Here is a 17,869-nt window from a genome sequence, read left to right on the forward strand (position 1 = left end):
ATATTATTTTCCAATAACTCATTTTTTATAGCTTGCCCTAAATAGCGTCGGGACAGCCACGCTATACCTGACAAACGGGTTGAGCATAATACATGTCAGTGTTTTGACACTGAAGGGAGAACGTATGAGCCAGAAATTAAAAGTCGTCACTATCGGTGGCGGGAGCAGCTACACCCCTGAGTTACTTGAAGGCTTTATTAAGCGCTATCATGAATTACCGGTTTCTGAATTGTGGCTGGTTGATGTAGAGGGTGGTAAAGAGAAGCTGGACATTATTTTTGACCTTTGCCAGCGGATGATCGACAAAGCTGGCGTTCCGATGAAGTTGTATAAAACGCTGGATCGCCGCGAAGCGTTGAAAGATGCTGATTTCGTTACCACCCAACTGCGTGTAGGACAACTTAAAGCCCGTGAGAAGGATGAGCGTATCCCGCTGAGCCACGGTTATCTGGGACAGGAAACGAACGGTGCGGGCGGTCTGTTCAAAGGTTTGCGTACCATTCCGGTTATTTTTGACATTGTAAAAGATGTGGAAGAACTGTGCCCGAATGCGTGGGTGATTAACTTTACTAACCCGGCAGGGATGGTGACTGAAGCGGTCTATCGCCATACGAATTTTAAGAAATTCATCGGCGTGTGTAATATTCCCGTCGGCATGAAAATGTTCATTAGCGATGTGCTGGCGCTGAAAGAGAGCGATGATTTATCTATCGATCTGTTCGGTCTGAACCATATGGTCTTTATCAAAGATGTGCTGGTGAACGGCGTGTCACGTTTTGATGAACTGCTGGACGGCGTCGCATCGGGCGAGTTGAAAGCGTCTACCGTGAAGAACATCTTTGACCTGCCGTTTAGTGAAGGACTGATTCGTTCGCTGAAACTACTGCCGTGCTCTTACTTGCTCTACTACTTCAAGCCAAAAGAGATGCTGGCAATTGAGATGGGTGAATACTATAAGGGCGGGGCACGCGCTCAGGTGGTACAGAAAGTTGAGAAACAACTTTTTGATCTCTATAAAAATCCTGAGCTGAACGTTAAGCCGAAGGAACTGGAACAGCGCGGTGGCGCTTATTACTCCGACGCGGCCTGTGAAGTGATCAACGCTATCTACAACGATAAGCAGACCGAACATTATGTCAACATTCCGCACCATGGGCATGTCGATAACATTCCTGCGGACTGGGCGGTAGAAATGACCTGCACGTTGGGACGCAACGGCGCCACGCCACACCCACGTATTACTCATTTTGATGAGAAAGTCCTCGGTCTTATCTATACCATTAAAGGCTTTGAAGTGGCGGCGAGCAATGCGGCATTGAGCGGAGAGCTAAATGATGTGCTGCTGGCGCTGAACCTTAGCCCGCTGGTGCATTCTGACCGCGACGCTGAAGTCCTGGCGCGTGAATTGATTCTGGCGCATGAACAATGGCTGCCAAATTTCGCCGGGTGTATTGAGAAACTGAAAAGCGAACAACACTAACTGAGGTCGGCTATGGAACGCGTACTGATTGTGAATGCGGATGATTTTGGCCTGAGTAAAGGCCAAAACTACGGCATTGTTGAAGCCTGCCGCAATGGCGTGGTCACCTCGACGACGGCGTTGGTAAATGGCGCGGCGATTGACCATGCGGTACAACTGAGTCGTGACATACCTGCACTTGCCGTCGGGATGCACTTTGTTCTGACGCTGGGCAGACCGTTGACGCCAATGCCAGGCCTTACGCGTGACGGATTGCTGGGGAAATGGATCTGGCAAATGGCAGAAGAAGATGCTTTGCCGCTGGATGAAATTTCGCAAGAGCTGGCCGCGCAGTATCAGCGTTTTATAGACCTGTTTGGGCGGGAACCGACGCATCTGGATAGCCATCACCATGTGCATATGTTCCCGCAGATTTTCCCCATTGTCGCGAGCTTTGCAGCCGAACGAGGGATTGCGTTGCGTATCGATCGTCAGGCGGTGTGCCAGTCGTCTGATTTACCCGACACGTTGCGTTCTTCCCAGGGATTCAGCAGCGAGTTTTATGGCGAAGCGATTTCTGAGGCGCTGTTTTTACAAACGCTGGATGCCTCAGCAGACCGGGGAGAGTCCTCTCTGGAAGTCATGTGCCATCCAGCCTTTATCGATGACACTATTCGTCAAAGTGCCTACTGTTACCCCCGCTTAACTGAGCTTGACGTACTGACGTCTTCGTCACTGAAATATGCTATTGCGGAGCGCGGTTATCGTCTTGGCAGTTTTCTGAACGTGTAATTCCTGAGTTTGCGGCGCAATTATGCGCCGCATTTTTTTAGGCAGGGATCGCGTCGATTTTTCCGGCTCGCGACCAGACACGATGCGCAGTCATCAGTGTCAGTAAGGTATCCATAAACTGTGCGTCTGCACTGTCCGCTTCTACCACGCCTTCCTCACTCTGATTTGTGATATTCAATGCAGCTTTAAGCTGGCGAGCATCTCCAGCCAGGGCGATAGGTTTCAGGTGCTTATACGCTTCCAGTAGGTAATATTTCGCATCGCCATTCATGGCGATATCCGCGATATTCCCACCCGGAACGATAACCGCATCGACCGTCAGCGACGGCGAGCCGGCAAAGGTACCCGCGATCGTCAGGACGGAGCCATCGTCGGCAACCACATTACCCATTCTGGAATAGAGCAACCTGGCATGAACGCCTTTCGCCTGCAGGGCCTGCATAATGGTGAGCAGATCGTCTGCCTTTACCTGATCATTGAGCAGAATGGCGACCACGCGGCCTTTGATATCACCTTTTGATCCCGCATATAAACTAAGCGAAGGCGCATTGGTTAACCCGTTGACGTCCGGTGGAGGGGAGATCTGGGTTTGCTCTTCGGTCAGTTCAAAACCGAGGTTGCTGGCCACGGACTGCGCCAGAGTGGTATCAATATGCGCCAAATGATCGACCACTCTTTCGCGAATATAAGGCCGGGTCACTTTGCTGAGTTCGAAACTGAATCCGCCAATAATATGCTGTTGCTCTATTGGTGTCTGGCTTAGCCAGAACAGGCGAGGGTGGGCATAGTATTCGCCGAAAGAGGGGCTACGCTCACGAATTTTATTCCCGTCAATGCGCTCCTGATACGACTCAAATCCACCACGTTTTGGCCCCGGCGGCGTTTCTCGTGGCCAGTTGTCATTGATGGAGTTAGGTTCATAGTTGGCGGGATTGGTATCAATATCCATGCGATGCATACCGTCGCGTTGGAAGTTATGGTACGGGCAGGTAGGGCGATTGATCGGGATTTCATGGAAGTTGGGCCCACCCAGGCGACTGATCTGTGTGTCCGTATAGGAGAACAGTCTGCCCTGTAACAGAGGGTCATTGGTAAAATCGATGCCCGGAACGATGTGACCGGGATGAAATGCCGCCTGTTCGTTTTCCGCGAAGAAATTGTCCGGGTTGCGGTTTAGTACCATTTTACCGACGCGCTGAACCGGAACCAGCTCTTCCGGGATGAGTTTTGTCGGGTCGAGCAGGTCAAAATCGAATTTAAACTCATCTTCCTCCGGAATTAACTGCAGGCCAAGTTCGTATTCTGGGTAATCGCCGGCTTCAATTGCCTCCCACAGATCGCGGCGATGGAAATCAGGATCGCGACCCGTTAGTTTCTGTGCTTCATCCCATACCAAAGAAGCTTTGCCAGCCAGCGGTTTCCAGTGGAAGCGGACGAAAGTGGCTTTCCCCTGCGCATTAATCAGCCGAAAAGTATGGATGCCAAAACCTTCCATCGTGCGATAACTGCGCGGGATCCCCCGGTCAGACATCGCCCACATCACGTTGTGCAGGGTTTCAGGTTGCAATGAGACATAATCCCAGAAGGTATCATGCGCGCTTTGGCCCTGTGGGATTGCCCAATGTGGCTCCGGTTTTACGGCGTGGACGAAATCCGGGAATTTATGTGCATCCTGAATAAAAAAGATCGGCGTGTTATTTCCTACCAGATCAAAGATGCCCTCTTCAGTATAAAATTTTGTTGCAAATCCCCGAATATCCCTGACCGTATCCGCTGAGCCTGCGCCGCCCTGGACTGTTGAGAAACGGACAAAAACGGGTGTTATCTTGTTTTCTTCGGACAAGAAATCGGCTTTTGTCGTTGCGCTTAAATCGGTATAGGACTGAAAGTAACCGTGCGCGGCTGACCCTCGAGCGTGAACGATACGTTCTGGTATACGTTCGTGATCAAAATGGGTGATTTTTTCTCGCAGGATAAAATCTTCCAGTAATGTTGGCCCGCGATTTCCGGCGCGCAGCGAGTTTTGATCGTCTGCAATGCGTACGCCCTGATTGGTGGTCAGGGCAAATTCTTCGCTTCCTTTGCGAAAACTGTCCAGCGCGTTGAGTTTGTCACTTCTGATGTCAGGCGCTTTTAAGCTGCCGGACGTGGTGGGTTGCATGCCCGGAGGCGTGGGTTCAGGCGTTGGACGATGTGAACCGTCTGCTGGCGCCAGGGAATCAAGACCGGGTTTGGACTCGCTGGCATCATGAACCGGCGCAGTGTGATGGAGCGGATGCTTATCTTTCTGTGACATTAAACTCGTCTCCTGTATTCATCGCTGAAAGGGTCGTTGTTGCTGTCAAAAGCTTTAACTATAGACCACTCACTCAGCCCTGCAGGAATATACCGGGGAAGTAAAGCGCATGAGACAGGCAAACCGCGCACGCAAGGCAGGACGCGGGAGGGGAAAATCGGCTAAGATAGCGGTTTTCTGATTTTTAGAATTTGTCTTTAGTGAAACAACTGATTATGAAACCTCTTCGCCAACAAAATCGTCCGGTTATTAGCTACGTGCCCCGTGTGGAGCCTGCTCCGCCAGAGCATGCGGTTAAAATGGATGCGTTTCGTGACGTATGGATACTGCGCGGTAAATATGTCGCTTTTGTCTTAATGGGGGAGTCGTTTCAGCGTTCGCCTGCATTTACGGTTCCGGAATCAGCGCAACGCTGGGCTAATCAGATTCGCCAGGAAAATGAACTGAGCGATTAACTGGATATAAAAAAACCGCCGGAGCATGACACGCCGGCGGTTTTTTGTTTATCAGCAAACAGGCTTAGCGATGCGCCAGTTCGGCGTTATCGTCGCTGTCCAGAATCGTTTTGTCGGTCTGCTTCAGCCATTGGCTGGTCAGCGTACCGGCAGTCATGGAGCCGCTAACGTTCAGCGCCGTACGACCCATATCAATCAGCGGTTCAACGGAGATCAGCAGCGCGACCAGCGTTACCGGCAGACCCATGGCAGGCAGAACGATCAGCGCGGCAAAGGTCGCGCCACCGCCCACACCCGCAACGCCTGCGGAACTCACGGTCACGATACCTACCAGCGTGGCAATCCACATGGGATCCAGCGGGTTAATACCGACAGTTGGGGCGACCATCACCGCCAGCATAGCCGGGTACAGGCCGGCACAGCCGTTCTGACCAATCGTGGCGCCAAAAGAGGCGGCAAAACTGGCAATGGATTCAGGTACGCCCAGACGACGGGTTTGTGCTTCAACATTTAGCGGGATGGATGCGGCGCTGGAACGGCTGGTGAAAGCGAAAGTCAGGACAGGCCATACTTTGCGGAAGTATTTCAGCGGGCTAACGCCGTTCACTCCCAGCAGGATCCCGTGTACCACAAACATAATGCCCAGACCGAGATACGAAGCGACGACGAAGCTGCCAAGCTTGATGATGTCCTGCAGGTTGGAGCCTGCAACCACTTTAGTCATCAGCGCCAGAACACCGTACGGCGTTAACTGCATAACCAGACGAACCAGCTTCATCACCCAGCTTTGCAGGGTATCGATAGCGACCAGAACACGCTCGCCTTTTGGGGCGTCATCTTTCAGCAGTTTCAGTGCGGCTACACCGAGGAATGCTGCGAAGATAACCACGCTGATAATTGACGTCGGGTTCGCTCCGGTCAGATCGGCAAACGGGTTTTTCGGGATGAACGACAGCACCAGTTGCGGAACGCTGAGGTCGGCTACTTTGCCAACATAATTGGTTTCAATGGCATTCAGGCGTGCGGTTTCAGCCCCGCCTTGTACCAGACCTTCGGCGGTCAGGCCGAACAGGTTGGTCACCAGAACACCTACCAGCGCGGCAATCAGCGTGGTAAACAGCAGCGTGCCGATGGTCAGGAAGCTAATTTTACCTAACTGAGAGGCGTTGTGCAGACGCGCAACGGCACTGAGAATAGAGGCAAAGACCAGCGGCATAACAATCATTTGCAGCAACTGGACGTAACCGTTGCCGACAATGTTGAACCACTGTACGGAATCTTTAAGAACCTGGCTGTCGGAGCCATAAATGGTGTGCAGCGCGAGGCCGAACACCACACCCATGACCAGACCGACCAGTACTTTTTTTGCCAGACTCCACTGTTTGTGACGGGCTTGCGCCAGCACGAACAGCAGCACTACGAACACGATAATGTTCGCGATTAATGGAAAGTTCATCCCCGTTCTCCTGATCTTATTATGCGGATCACCGTACGATGGTGATTCAGTTGGCGCAAGATTAGCAGAACTGTGACATGCCTCTTATATTCAAATGGAATTGTTTATGCCAAAAATGACATTTCGGCTGATTTATTAGTCAACCTGGTGCGTTATGAAACGATTAAACTGCATTTGTAGCGTATTTATCATTTGCGATGACCAGCGTACTGCACTGTTTTCTTGTACGGTCTGTGGCATCCAGATGGCCCAGGCAAACAGCGCCATACACAGGAATCGCTCCAGTTGATTCCCTTTTTGCGGTACAAGGATCGGCAGGCGAAAGCGCCAGCGACAGGGCCAAAGCAGGGGGACGCCTGCCGGGGTCAGCATGTCGGCCAGAATGTGGCTGAGATAACCGAGAACCATGCCCTGTAAGGCATCAGCTGGAATTATCCAGGTATCAGGGACTTTCAGGTAAAACGTGGCCAGCAGGGCAAAGACTGCCAGCAGGCTATGCGTAAACCCGCGATGGCCAAATGCGCGGGCAATGGGTTTCGATATCCACTTCAGACGCTGTCCGAGCAGAGATTTTGGATGATCGATATCCGGTAGCAGACATGTCAAAATGGCTGAAGGAACAATATGCCACCAGTCACCCTGCGCAAGAACGGGCGTTAGCTCGGCATTTTTGGCAAATACCGCACAGGCAATAGAAAAAAGAAGGTGGCCTTCCGCCGTCATGATAAAACCCAATAAACTGTCGATTTATACAGTATAGGGGTTTTATACAGTAGGCGGAAGAGGTGACGTTGTAACCCTTTGTCACAAGTGCGACATTACCGCGCCAGCCAACCACCATCCACAGCCAGCGTATAACCATGAATATAGTCAGAAGCTGAACTTGCGAGGAAAACGACCGGGCCTTTCAGATCGTCTGGCTTTCCCCAGCGTCCGGCTGGAATACGATCGATAATCTCCTGATTGCGCTCGCTGTCTTCACGTAGTTGCTGCGTGTTATTGGTCGCCATATAGCCGGGCGCAATAGCGTTGACATTAATACCTTGTGCAGCCCATTCATTAGCCAGCAGGCGGGTGATACCCAGTACACCGCTTTTCGATGCGGTATAGGAAGGAACGCGGATCCCGCCCTGAAATGAGAGCATTGAGGCAATATTAATTATTTTCCCACCGTTACCCTGCGCCACAAACTGGCGCGCCACGGCCTGCGACAGAAAGAACACGGATTTGAGATTCAGGTTCATCACGTCATCCCAGTCTTTTTCGCTGAAGTCCAGCGCATCCTGGCGACGTATGGTGCCCGCATTATTGACCAGAATATCGATCCGACCAAATGCCTCCACCGTTTGTGTCACAATGCTGGCGAGTACGTCCTGTTGGCTGAGATCGGCCTGAATCGCCATAAAACGTCGACCGAGCGCGTTAATTTTCTCTGCGGTTTCATGCGGGGTTTTACGATTCACTCCGACCACATCACAGCCAGCTTCAGCCAGCGCCAGTGCCATACCTTGTCCAAGGCCGGTATCACATCCGGTAACGATGGCAACTTTACCTGCGAGACGAAAAGCATCCTGAATCATATTCACCTCAATTATTCATTCCATTCACACTTTACCATGCGGAAAGAATAGGAGAGGCTGAGCAGAAATACAATAAAAATGAAACGCTGTTTTAAAAAAACAATCTCACGGGCAATGATTCGCATTGCCCGTGAGAGGATTAGCCGCGCAGATGAACGGCTGTAAGTTCGGTGAGCGAGGACAGTTTTACGTCGGCCAGTACATAGCGAGGATCGTCCTGATTTTCATGTGCAGGCACCACGATAGAGCGCATGCGAGCCGCTTTCGAGGCGATCATGCCGTTGACTGAATCTTCCAGGGCAACGCAACTCAAAGGATCAATGCCCAGTTTCGCTGCGCAATCGAGATACACCTGCGGGTGCGGTTTGCTGTAGGGAAGTTTCTCTGCGGAGGCCAGTGCATCGAAGCTGTCGCGCAGATCAAACATGGTCAGCACTTTTTCCAGCATATGCAACGGTGATGCGGATGCCAGCCCGACCAAAAGTCCCTGCGATTTGCACAACGCCACGGCTTCACGTACGCCAGGCAGCAGCGGTCTTGTTTCTTCAACTAACGCAATAGCCCGCGTGATGATACGTTCAGTCACTTCCTGACGTGTGGGGCCATTCCACGGTTGCTGCGCAAACCACAAATCAACCACCATGTCGATGCGTAAGCCAAGGGTATCGGGAAGCTCATGGCGGCGAGTGATATCAACGCCTAAACTTGCCATCACATCCAGTTCGGCCTGATCCCAGAGCGGTTCTGAATCGACCAGTAATCCATCCATATCGAAAATTGCAGCAAGAATTTGACGCGGGGTTGACATCACAACCTCTCCTTTAGGGTGATAAAAGGGATTTCGAGCCAGTCATAACAGGCTCTGAGCGTTCATTATGGCTAATTCTCTATTATACCGCCTTTAAAGATCAGGCGAAAACGGTTATCAACGGGTAAACTTAGGCCAAAATGACACGTCTTTATCAAGGGGAACTCATGACGTATCAACAAGCTGGACGCATTGCCGTCTTGAAAAGGCTGGTGGGATGGGTGATTTTCATTCCCGCGCTGATTTCAACACTGGTTTCTGTACTGAAGTTTATGTATGCGCACAGCGAAAAGCAGGAGGGGATTAATGCGGTGATGCTCGATTTTGCCCATGTAATGATCGACATGATGCGGGTGAACACCCCCTTTCTTAACGTATTTTGGTATAACTCGCCGACACCCGATTTTCAAAGTGGACTCAATTTCGTTTTTTGGCTGATTTTCATCCTGATTTTTGTCGGCTTAGCGTTGCAGGATTCAGGTGCAAGAATGAGCCGTCAGGCGCGTTTTTTACGCGAAGGTGTTGAGGATCAACTGATTCTGGAACAGGCCAAAGGCAGTGAAGGGTTATCACGCGCACAAATTGAATCACGTATCGTGGTACCGCACCATACGATCTTTTTACAAATTTTTCCGCTGTATATATTGCCGGTGATCGTTATCGTCATCGGCTACTTCTTCTTCTCATTACTGGGCTTTTTGTAAGCGTTGAAACATCAGGCCTGCCGCATTGTGTAACGTCAGGCCTGATAAGCGCGTTGTTAAGCCGCCAGTAACCTATCCATCGCTTTCTGCGCCACAACCAGATGCTGCCCTCCGAACAGAATAGCCCGATTCAGCAGCGTATAGAGCTGGTAGACAGGCTGTCTGTCAAGAAAATCCAGGGGGAGCGGCGAGACGGACTGATAACCATCATAAATTTGCGGCGGCTGCTCGGTATGTAACGGCAGCATTGCCAGATCGCACTCTCTGTCTCCCCAGTAGCAGGCAGGGTCGAAGATGTAAGGACCGTTCGGGCCGAGCGCGCAGTTTCCCGACCACAAATCCCCATGCAGGAGAGACGGCTGCGGCTGATGGGACGAGAGGCGTTGCTGAACATGCTCGACAATGGCGTCAATATTGCCAAACGCAATACCTTTTTCAGCGGCGAGTTCCAGTTGCCAGCCAATGCGCTGCTCGGCAAAAAAAGTTGACCAGCGACGTTGCCAGGCATTGGGTTGCGGCGTGGTCGAGAGCGCATTGTCGAAGTCGAGTCCGAACTGCGGCTGATCGCTCCATTCATGCAAATGCGCAAGCTGTTGGCCGAGGATAAATGCATTGTGCGCGTCAAGCGGACGGGGAGGGAGGAAGTCCATCACCAGGAAACTGTAATCTCTGTCTGCGCCTACCGCCCAAACTTTAGGTACAGATACGGTTTGACTGCGGGAAAGTAGCTCCAGTTGATCGGCTTCCGCCGTAAAGCCGGTCAACAGCTCTCTTTCATCGCATTTGACGAAAAAATCGCGCCCCGCATAGCGTAAATGCCATGCGGCGTGGATCTCTCCGCCGGGCAGTTCATTACGCAGTTCGATTTCGCCTTCACCTAATTGCTCGCTTAAAAGACGACTGATAGCCTGCCACATGATGTCTCTCCCCATGTTGTCTGCCAGATCATAAGGTTAGCGCAAGAATGCGGTTAAAAAACACGAACTGACGCACACCACGGACGCGTCATCGCTGGAAAGGCACTTAATGTTTGTCGTTCTTCTTCATCTCGCACAGTTGTGGAGACGTCTGTTTGCACATGATTCACTTCTTTGTAATCACGTGATTTTTTATCATAGACGTATAACAACCATGCCGACAGTTTTACCGGAAAATCCCCCTTCCTGGTAAGAAGGGGGACGGTGGCATTACTGCGCAAGGTATGCATATATTTTTTGCGTATCGTCCAAAGCGCACAGACGCGTCCCCTGATTCAGGGTTGCTGCGCTACCGGCGGCAACCCCGAAACGAACAATATCGTCAAAAGGTGCGTTCTCAGCCAGTTTAAGCGTCATGGCGCCGACCATGCTGTCGCCTGCGCCTACGGTACTTTGACTTTTCACCGGTGGTGGAACCACCTGGACGCAGGTGTCGCGATCAACGCCCAGCGCCCCTTGTGGCCCAAGAGAGACCACGACGCGGTGTGCTTTACCCGATTGCACAATCTCCTGCGCGGCTTTACGCACGTCATCAGGTTGGGTGAGTTCGCGGTTCACCAGCGCGCTCAGTTCTTTAAGGTTGGGTTTGACCAGTTCGATATTGCCGATGGCTAACGCCGCCGTTAGCGCCTCGCCTGAGCTATCGACGATGCAGCGAATACCCTGTTTTTGTGCTGAGGTAACGAGTCGGGTCAGCTTCTCAAGTTGTACGCCAGGCGGCAAACTGCCGCTAATCACCAGCAGCGCGCCGGACTCAATTTCCAGCACCTGATCCTGAAGTTGATAGAACTCATCATCGGTCAGCGCAGCCCCGGGCATAACGAAGCGATACTGCTCACCGCTGGACTCAACGTGGACGTGCAGATTTTGGCGGGTCCAGTCTTTGGCTTCGACTGTAGAGACGGGAACATTTTCGTCGGCGAGCAATGCAACAAGATGCTCTCCCGTGGCCCCGCCCGCGGGGAAGATAGCCGTCGCAGTACCGCCAAGATGCGCTATTGCACGAGCGACGTTGATGCCGCCGCCACCGGGTTCAAAAACCGGCGAGGTACAGCGAAGTTTACCCTCAGGGTAGATTTGCGGAGTAATTGTTGCGCTATCGAGAGAGGGCGCAAGTGTTAACGTATAGATACGTACCATCTTTACCTCCTGTTAGGCTGCCTTCAGTCTGGCACTTAACATCCCGAAAGTGAAGTAATTAACAACATGATTTTTCATATCTTTATTTAAAATTATCGGGTCAAAGTTATATAAATAAAATATCGATTTAAGAACGCTCTTATTCAAAAAATGAAATAAGAATTTATTGCTATGTTATTCGAGTCTTTTTATAATTTGTTACCTTTCAAGGGTCTTTTGTCATTGATCCATATGAAAGTTTCCGAGACCGTTATGGTCTCTTTTTTTGTTGTACGGACTCTTAATAAATGAAGCTTTTGAAGACAGTGCCCACAGCATTCATGCTGATGGGAGGCCTGCTTGCGTCAATGCATGCTGCCGCCGATGATTCCGTTTTTACTGTCATGGATGATCCTTCCAGCGCGAAAAAACCCTTTGAAGGTAACCTGAACGCGGGATATCTCGCCCAGTCAGGCAACACAAAAAGTTCTTCTTTAACTGCAGACACCAACATGACCTGGTATGGTCAAACTACGGCGTGGTCTCTGTGGGGAAATGCCAGCAACACCTCCTCAAATGATGAGCGTTCATCAGAGAAATATGCCGTAGGGGGCCGTAGTCGTTACAACATGACCGACTATGACTATCTCTTTGGGCAGGCAAGCTGGTTGACCGACCGCTACAACGGTTATCGCGAGCGTGACGTACTGACCGCAGGTTACGGTCGTCAGTTCCTTAATGGGCCGGTGCACAGCTTCCGTTTTGAATTCGGTCCTGGTGTTCGTTATGACGAGCACACTGATGGCACCACCGAAACGCAGCCGTTGGGCTATGCGTCCGGGGCGTATGCGTGGCAGATGACGGATAACACCAAATTTACTCAGGGTGTATCGGTATTCGGTGCTGACGATACGACACTCAACTCTGAAACGGCTTTGAACGTTGCCATCAATGAACACTTCGGGTTAAAGGTGGCTTACAACGTGACCTGGAACTCTGAACCGCCGGCAACGGCGCCGGAGCATACCGATCGTCGAACGACTGTTTCGCTCGGTTATCGTATGTAATGACAAGCCGGGTCAAATAATTGGCCCGGTTTTCCCAGTTAAAGTTAAGTTTATTTAATATTTACTCTACGTTTTATTTTTACCACGTACCAATAACGCGCTATTTTTCAGGTAAATTCTATTTAATAGATAAATAAACGGAACCGTACTGCCGGTGCCAATAATTTAACCCCAGATCATTGCGGCCCAACGCAGCATCAGCATGGCCGCACAAATAACAAGCAGAATCACAACTATTTTCCAGTGTTTCTTCGCAAAGCGATTTGTTGGCATAGTTCTTTCCCGCTCATATTCGATGACTTTCGGCAAGTGTAACAAAGACGTCAGGGTGTCAGTGAATTGATTTACATCATACAGTGCGCGTTGATTGCTGCTTTGATCGGCTCGTAACACCGTGTACACTGTCAACGGTGTTATCAAAAAAAGGGCGTAGGTCCAGCGTCGCCACCAAGGCAACCCGTGACATATTTCGCAGAGTGAAGCGGGAATCAGCCCACACCTTTTTGATAATTTTAAATATTGAATCTTTGTATGTGCTCTTACGTGTGGGGCACCACTGCAAATAAGGATATAACATGCCTGTTATTACTCTTCCTGATGGCAGCCAACGCCATTACGACCACGCTGTAAGCCCCATGGATGTTGCGCTGGACATCGGTCCAGGTCTGGCGAAAGCCACGATTGCTGGCCGTGTTAACGGTGAGCTGGTAGATGCTTCCGATCTGATTGAACATGATGCGAAGCTCTCCATCATCACCGCGAAGGATGAAGAAGGTCTGGAGATCATTCGTCACTCCTGTGCGCACCTGTTAGGGCACGCGATCAAACAACTCTGGCCGCACACCAAAATGGCGATCGGACCGGTTGTTGACAACGGTTTTTACTACGATATCGATCTTGACCGTACGTTAACCCAGGAAGACGTCGACGCGCTCGAGAAGCGGATGCACGAGCTCGCTGAGAAAAACTACGATGTCATTAAGAAGAAAGTCAGCTGGTACGAAGCGCGTGAAACCTTCGTGAAGCGTGGCGAGACCTATAAAGTCTCTATTCTTGATGAAAACATTGCCCATGATGACAAGCCTGGCTTGTACCATCATGAAGAATATGTCGATATGTGCCGTGGCCCGCACGTGCCGAACATGCGTTTCTGCCATCACTTCAAACTGATGAAGACCGCTGGGGCATACTGGCGTGGCGACAGCAATAATAAGATGCTGCAGCGTATTTATGGTACTGCATGGGCAGATAAAAAAGCCCTCAACGCCTACCTGCAACGTCTGGAAGAAGCCGCCAAACGCGATCACCGTAAAATCGGTAAACAGCTTGACCTGTATCATATGCAGGAAGAAGCGCCGGGTATGGTGTTCTGGCACAATGATGGCTGGACTATCTTCCGTGAACTGGAAGTCTTCGTTCGTTCGAAACTGAAAGAATATCAGTATCAGGAAGTTAAAGGTCCGTTCATGATGGACCGCGTGCTGTGGGAAAAAACAGGTCACTGGGATAACTACAAAGATGCGATGTTCACGACGTCTTCAGAGAACCGTGAATACTGCATTAAGCCCATGAACTGCCCGGGCCACGTACAGATCTTTAATCAGGGTCTGAAATCTTATCGCGATCTGCCGCTGCGTATGGCTGAGTTTGGTAGCTGCCACCGTAACGAGCCGTCAGGCGCGCTGCACGGTCTGATGCGCGTTCGTGGCTTCACTCAGGATGATGCGCATATCTTCTGTACTGAAGAACAGATCCGTGATGAAGTTAACGCTTGTATTCGTATGGTCTACGATATGTACAGCACCTTTGGCTTCGAGAAGATCGTCGTCAAACTGTCCACTCGCCCCGAAAAACGTATCGGTAGCGATGAAATGTGGGACCGTGCTGAAGCTGACCTGGCCGTTGCGTTGGAAGAAAACAACATCCCGTTTGAGTTCCAACTGGGTGAGGGCGCATTCTACGGTCCGAAAATTGAATTTACCCTGTATGACTGCCTCGATCGTGCATGGCAGTGCGGTACTGTACAGCTGGACTTCTCTCTGCCGTCCCGTTTAAGCGCCTCTTATGTTGGCGAAAACAACGAGCGTCAGGTGCCGGTTATGATTCACCGCGCAATTCTTGGGTCGATGGAACGTTTCATCGGTATTCTGACCGAAGAGTTTGCTGGCTTCTTCCCGACCTGGCTTGCGCCGGTTCAGGTTGTGGTCATGAACATTACCGATTCTCAGTCTGAATACGTTAACGAATTAACGCAGAAACTACAAAATGCGGGCATTCGTGTAAAAGCAGACTTGAGAAATGAGAAGATTGGCTTTAAAATCCGCGAGCACACTTTACGTCGTGTCCCTTACATGTTGGTCTGTGGCGACAAAGAGGTTGAAGCAGGCAAAGTTGCCGTGCGCACCCGTCGTGGCAAAGACTTGGGCAGCCTGGACGTAAATGAAGTGATTGAGAAGCTGCAACAAGAGATTCGCAGCCGCAGTCTTCAACAACTGGAGGAATAAGGTATTAAAGGCGGAAAACGAGTTCAAACGGCACGTCCGAATCGTATTAATGGCGAGATTCGCGCCCTGGAAGTTCGCTTAACAGGTCTGGAAGGCGAAGCTTTGGGTATTGTGAGTCTGAGAGAAGCAATCGAAAAAGCTGAAGAAGCTGGAGTAGATTTAGTTGAAATCAGCCCTAACGCCGAACCGCCAGTTTGTCGTATTATGGACTACGGCAAGTTCCTTTATGAAAAGAGTAAGTCTTCTAAGGAACAGAAGAAAAAGCAAAAAGTTATCCAGGTTAAGGAAATTAAATTCCGTCCTGGCACCGACGATGGCGATTACCAGGTAAAACTCCGCAGCCTGGTACGCTTTCTGGAAGATGGCGATAAGGCTAAGATCACGCTGCGTTTTCGCGGCCGTGAGATGGCCCACCAACAGATCGGTATGGAAGTGCTCAACCGCGTCCGTGACGATCTGAGTGAACTGGCAGTAGTCGAATCCTTCCCTACGAAGATCGAAGGCCGTCAGATGATCATGGTGCTCGCTCCTAAGAAGAAACAGTAAGGCCTTCAAGTAGCAATGTCTGTGGAGCCTGCGGGTTCCACAGCTGTTGTTCGCCTACGTTTCGTTTATTAACAATGCGAAGTGGAAGTTATTAAAATGCCAAAAATTAAGACCGTACGCGGTGCTGCTAAGCGCTTCAAAAAAACCGGTGGTGGTGGATTTAAGCGTAAGCACGCAAACCTGCGTCATATTCTGACCAAAAAATCTACTAAGCGTAAACGTCACCTGCGTCCAAAAGGCCTGGTTTCTAAAGGCGATCTGGGTCTGGTTATCGCGTGCCTGCCGTACGCATAAGCCGTTAACGTTTAATTAATTTTTTACTAAGAATATAGATACAGGAGAGCACATATGGCTCGCGTAAAACGTGGTGTAGTTGCCCGTGCACGTCACAAGAAAATTTTGAAACAAGCTAAAGGCTACTACGGTGCGCGTTCTCGCGTATACCGCGTTGCCTTCCAGGCTGTTATCAAAGCTGGTCAGTACGCTTATCGTGACCGTCGTCAGAAAAAGCGTCAGTTCCGTCAACTGTGGATTGCGCGTATCAACGCAGCAGCACGTCAGAACGGTATTTCTTACAGCAAATTCATCAACGGCCTGAAAAAAGCCTCTGTTGAAATCGACCGTAAGATCCTGGCTGACATCGCAGTATTCGACAAAGTAGCGTTCACCGCTCTGGTCGAAAAAGCGAAAGCAGCTCTGGCATAAGCCGGTGAAAAGAGGGAGCCTGGCTCCCTCTCTTTTATTGTAGCGCAATCAATTAGTTGACATTTTACCCGTAAGCCTTTTCAATAAAGGTTGTCCGGTTTTTACCACATAAGGTAATGCAAGCATGAATGCTGCTATTTTCCGCTTCTTCTTTTACTTTAGCACCTGAATCCAGGAGGCTTGCGCGTGAAAGAAGAAACGGAAAACAGCGCCTAAAAGCCTCCCTGGTGGAGGCTTTTTTTATACGCGTCATCCTTCAAGTTGTCTCTGTGTTGGCTGCATTCGCTCACCCCAGTCACGTACTGATGTACGCTCCTGAGGATTTGCTCTTTTGCCGCCTTGATACAACTTGAATGATTTTGCGTATAGACGAGCGACTAGTGAATATCGCCACATAACGAGGAAAACCATGTCACATCTCGCAGAGCTGGTTGCCAGTGCAACGGCCGCCATTAACCAGGCTTCAGATGTTGCCGCGTTAGACAATGTCCGCGTCGAATATTTGGGCAAGAAAGGGCACTTGACCCTTCAAATGACAACCCTGCGCGAGCTGCCGCCAGAAGAGCGTCCGGCAGCAGGTGCGGTGATAAACGAAGCCAAAGAGCAGGTACAGCAAGCGCTGAACGCACGTAAAGCCGAATTAGAAAGTGCTGCGCTGAATGCCCGTCTGGCTGAAGAAACGATCGATATCTCTCTGCCGGGACGTCGTATCGAAAATGGCGGTCTGCATCCGGTAACACGTACTATCGATCGTATTGAAAGCTTCTTCGGTGAGCTGGGCTTTACCGTGGCGACCGGTCCGGAAATCGAAGATGACTATCATAACTTCGACGCACTGAATATTCCTGGCCATCACCCGGCGCGTGCTGATCACGACACTTTCTGGTTTGACGCGACCCGTCTGCTGCGTACGCAGACTTCCGGCGTGCAGATCCGCACCATGAAAGAAAAACAGCCGCCGATCCGTATCATCGCCCCTGGGCGCGTATACCGTAACGATTACGATCAGACGCACACCCCAATGTTCCATCAGATGGAAGGGCTGATTGTTGATACCAACATCAACTTCACCAACCTGAAAGGTACGCTGCACGATTTCCTGCGCAACTTCTTTGAAGAAGACCTGCAGGTTCGCTTCCGTCCTTCTTACTTCCCGTTCACCGAACCTTCTGCGGAAGTTGATGTGATGGGCAAAAACGGCAAATGGCTGGAAGTGCTGGGCTGCGGGATGGTTCACCCGAACGTGCTGCGCAACGTGGGTATCGATCCGGAAATCTACTCCGGCTTTGCATTCGGTATGGGTATGGAGCGTCTGACCATGCTGCGTTATGGCGTGACCGATCTGCGTTCTTTCTTCGAAAACGATCTGCGTTTCCTCAAACAGTTTAAATAAAGGCAGGA

General features: G+C 50.6%; 19 protein-coding genes and 1 other annotated feature. Of the genes, 11 read left to right on the forward strand and 8 right to left on the reverse strand.

All coding sequences use genetic code 11. From position 1 onward, the window contains the following. Positions 1–124 precede the first annotated feature (124 nt). Together FDX09_RS10905 and chbG are read left to right on the forward strand one after the other, a co-directional pair. Positions 125–1,480 (forward strand): 6-phospho-beta-glucosidase, encoded by a 1,356-nt coding sequence (locus tag FDX09_RS10905; protein ID WP_038640160.1) that lies wholly within the window; start codon positions 125–127, stop codon positions 1,478–1,480. A 12-nt stretch (positions 1,481–1,492) separates the two neighbouring features. Next, positions 1,493–2,251, forward strand: a complete 759-nt coding sequence (gene chbG / locus FDX09_RS10910) for a chitin disaccharide deacetylase (RefSeq protein ID WP_038640162.1) — start codon at positions 1,493–1,495, stop codon at positions 2,249–2,251. A gap of 37 nt (positions 2,252–2,288) precedes the next feature. On the opposite strand, the gene katE is transcribed toward chbG, so the two are convergent. Further along, complete coding sequence (gene katE / locus FDX09_RS10915) at positions 2,289–4,547, reverse strand: catalase HPII (RefSeq protein ID WP_087856705.1); 2,259 nt, start codon at positions 4,545–4,547, stop codon at positions 2,289–2,291. Between the two features lie 191 nt (positions 4,548–4,738). Here katE and cedA point away from each other — a divergent pair, with 191 nt between their 5' ends. Continuing rightward, entirely contained in the window at positions 4,739–5,002 is a 264-nt protein-coding gene (gene cedA / locus FDX09_RS10920; RefSeq protein ID WP_071600734.1) for a cell division activator CedA, read from the forward strand. A 64-nt stretch (positions 5,003–5,066) separates the two neighbouring features. Here cedA and tcyP read toward each other — a convergent pair whose 3' ends face one another. The 4 genes from tcyP to hxpB form a co-directional block, all read right to left on the reverse strand. After that, positions 5,067–6,458, reverse strand: a complete 1,392-nt coding sequence (tcyP, locus tag FDX09_RS10925; protein WP_006684833.1) for a cystine/sulfocysteine:cation symporter — start codon at positions 6,456–6,458, stop codon at positions 5,067–5,069. 135 nt (positions 6,459–6,593) lie between these two features. Continuing rightward, positions 6,594–7,193, reverse strand: coding sequence for a metal-dependent hydrolase (locus FDX09_RS10930; RefSeq protein WP_087050648.1), 600 nt, complete (start codon positions 7,191–7,193; stop codon positions 6,594–6,596). An 83-nt stretch (positions 7,194–7,276) separates the two neighbouring features. Then, complete coding sequence (gene kduD, locus FDX09_RS10935) at positions 7,277–8,038, reverse strand: 2-dehydro-3-deoxy-D-gluconate 5-dehydrogenase KduD (RefSeq protein ID WP_137347194.1); 762 nt, start codon at positions 8,036–8,038, stop codon at positions 7,277–7,279. A 139-nt stretch (positions 8,039–8,177) separates the two neighbouring features. Then, positions 8,178–8,846: a hexitol phosphatase HxpB gene (hxpB, locus tag FDX09_RS10940; protein WP_137347195.1), complete on the reverse strand. Its 669-nt coding sequence runs from the start codon at positions 8,844–8,846 to the stop codon at positions 8,178–8,180. A 167-nt stretch (positions 8,847–9,013) separates the two neighbouring features. On the opposite strand from hxpB, the gene FDX09_RS10945 reads away from it, so the two are divergent. Continuing rightward, positions 9,014–9,550, forward strand: coding sequence for a YniB family protein (locus FDX09_RS10945; protein ID WP_087856703.1), 537 nt, complete (start codon positions 9,014–9,016; stop codon positions 9,548–9,550). Between the two features lie 56 nt (positions 9,551–9,606). Here FDX09_RS10945 and FDX09_RS10950 read toward each other — a convergent pair whose 3' ends face one another. Further along, on the reverse strand, positions 9,607–10,467 hold the full coding sequence (locus FDX09_RS10950; protein ID WP_069324267.1) for a fructosamine kinase family protein: 861 nt from the start codon (positions 10,465–10,467) through the stop codon (positions 9,607–9,609). 270 nt (positions 10,468–10,737) lie between these two features. After that, entirely contained in the window at positions 10,738–11,667 is a 930-nt protein-coding gene (gene pfkB / locus FDX09_RS10955) for a 6-phosphofructokinase II (protein ID WP_061381454.1), read from the reverse strand. A gap of 287 nt (positions 11,668–11,954) precedes the next feature. Between pfkB and FDX09_RS10960 the strand changes: the two genes are divergently transcribed. Beyond that, positions 11,955–12,713 carry a YdiY family protein gene (locus tag FDX09_RS10960; protein WP_038640176.1) on the forward strand — a complete coding sequence of 253 codons (759 nt, stop codon included), beginning with the start codon at positions 11,955–11,957 and terminating at the stop codon, positions 12,711–12,713. 165 nt (positions 12,714–12,878) lie between these two features. Here the strand turns inward: FDX09_RS10960 and yniD are convergent, their stop codons facing one another. After that, the gene (yniD, locus tag FDX09_RS10965) at positions 12,879–12,986 is read right to left on the reverse strand and encodes a small membrane protein YniD (RefSeq protein WP_087856702.1); all 108 of its coding nucleotides are present in this window, start codon (positions 12,984–12,986) and stop codon (positions 12,879–12,881) included. 302 nt (positions 12,987–13,288) lie between these two features. On the opposite strand from yniD, the gene thrS reads away from it, so the two are divergent. The 6 genes from thrS (at position 13,289) to pheS (ending at position 17,861) form a co-directional block, all read left to right on the forward strand. Then, on the forward strand, positions 13,289–15,217 hold the full coding sequence (thrS, locus tag FDX09_RS10970) for a threonine--tRNA ligase (RefSeq protein ID WP_032939806.1): 1,929 nt from the start codon (positions 13,289–13,291) through the stop codon (positions 15,215–15,217). 3 nt (positions 15,218–15,220) lie between these two features. Then, on the forward strand, positions 15,221–15,763 hold the full coding sequence (infC, locus tag FDX09_RS10975; protein WP_048997935.1) for a translation initiation factor IF-3: 543 nt from the start codon (positions 15,221–15,223) through the stop codon (positions 15,761–15,763). Between the two features lie 96 nt (positions 15,764–15,859). Next, positions 15,860–16,057 (forward strand): 50S ribosomal protein L35, encoded by a 198-nt coding sequence (gene rpmI, locus FDX09_RS10980; RefSeq protein WP_003030583.1) that lies wholly within the window; start codon positions 15,860–15,862, stop codon positions 16,055–16,057. A gap of 54 nt (positions 16,058–16,111) precedes the next feature. Further along, positions 16,112–16,468, forward strand: coding sequence for a 50S ribosomal protein L20 (gene rplT, locus FDX09_RS10985; protein ID WP_003030578.1), 357 nt, complete (start codon positions 16,112–16,114; stop codon positions 16,466–16,468). A gap of 119 nt (positions 16,469–16,587) precedes the next feature. After that, positions 16,588–16,712, forward strand: a sequence feature (Phe leader region). Continuing rightward, positions 16,593–16,637 (forward strand): pheST operon leader peptide PheM, encoded by a 45-nt coding sequence (pheM, locus tag FDX09_RS23675; protein ID WP_001386830.1) that lies wholly within the window; start codon positions 16,593–16,595, stop codon positions 16,635–16,637. (Overlaps the previous feature by 45 nt.) A 165-nt stretch (positions 16,713–16,877) precedes the next feature. Next, positions 16,878–17,861, forward strand: coding sequence for a phenylalanine--tRNA ligase subunit alpha (gene pheS / locus FDX09_RS10995; RefSeq protein ID WP_003832580.1), 984 nt, complete (start codon positions 16,878–16,880; stop codon positions 17,859–17,861). Positions 17,862–17,869 lie beyond the last annotated feature (8 nt).

The organism is Citrobacter sp. wls717 (genome assembly GCF_005280955.1).
In the GTDB taxonomy this organism is placed as follows: domain Bacteria; phylum Pseudomonadota; class Gammaproteobacteria; order Enterobacterales; family Enterobacteriaceae; genus Citrobacter; species Citrobacter werkmanii.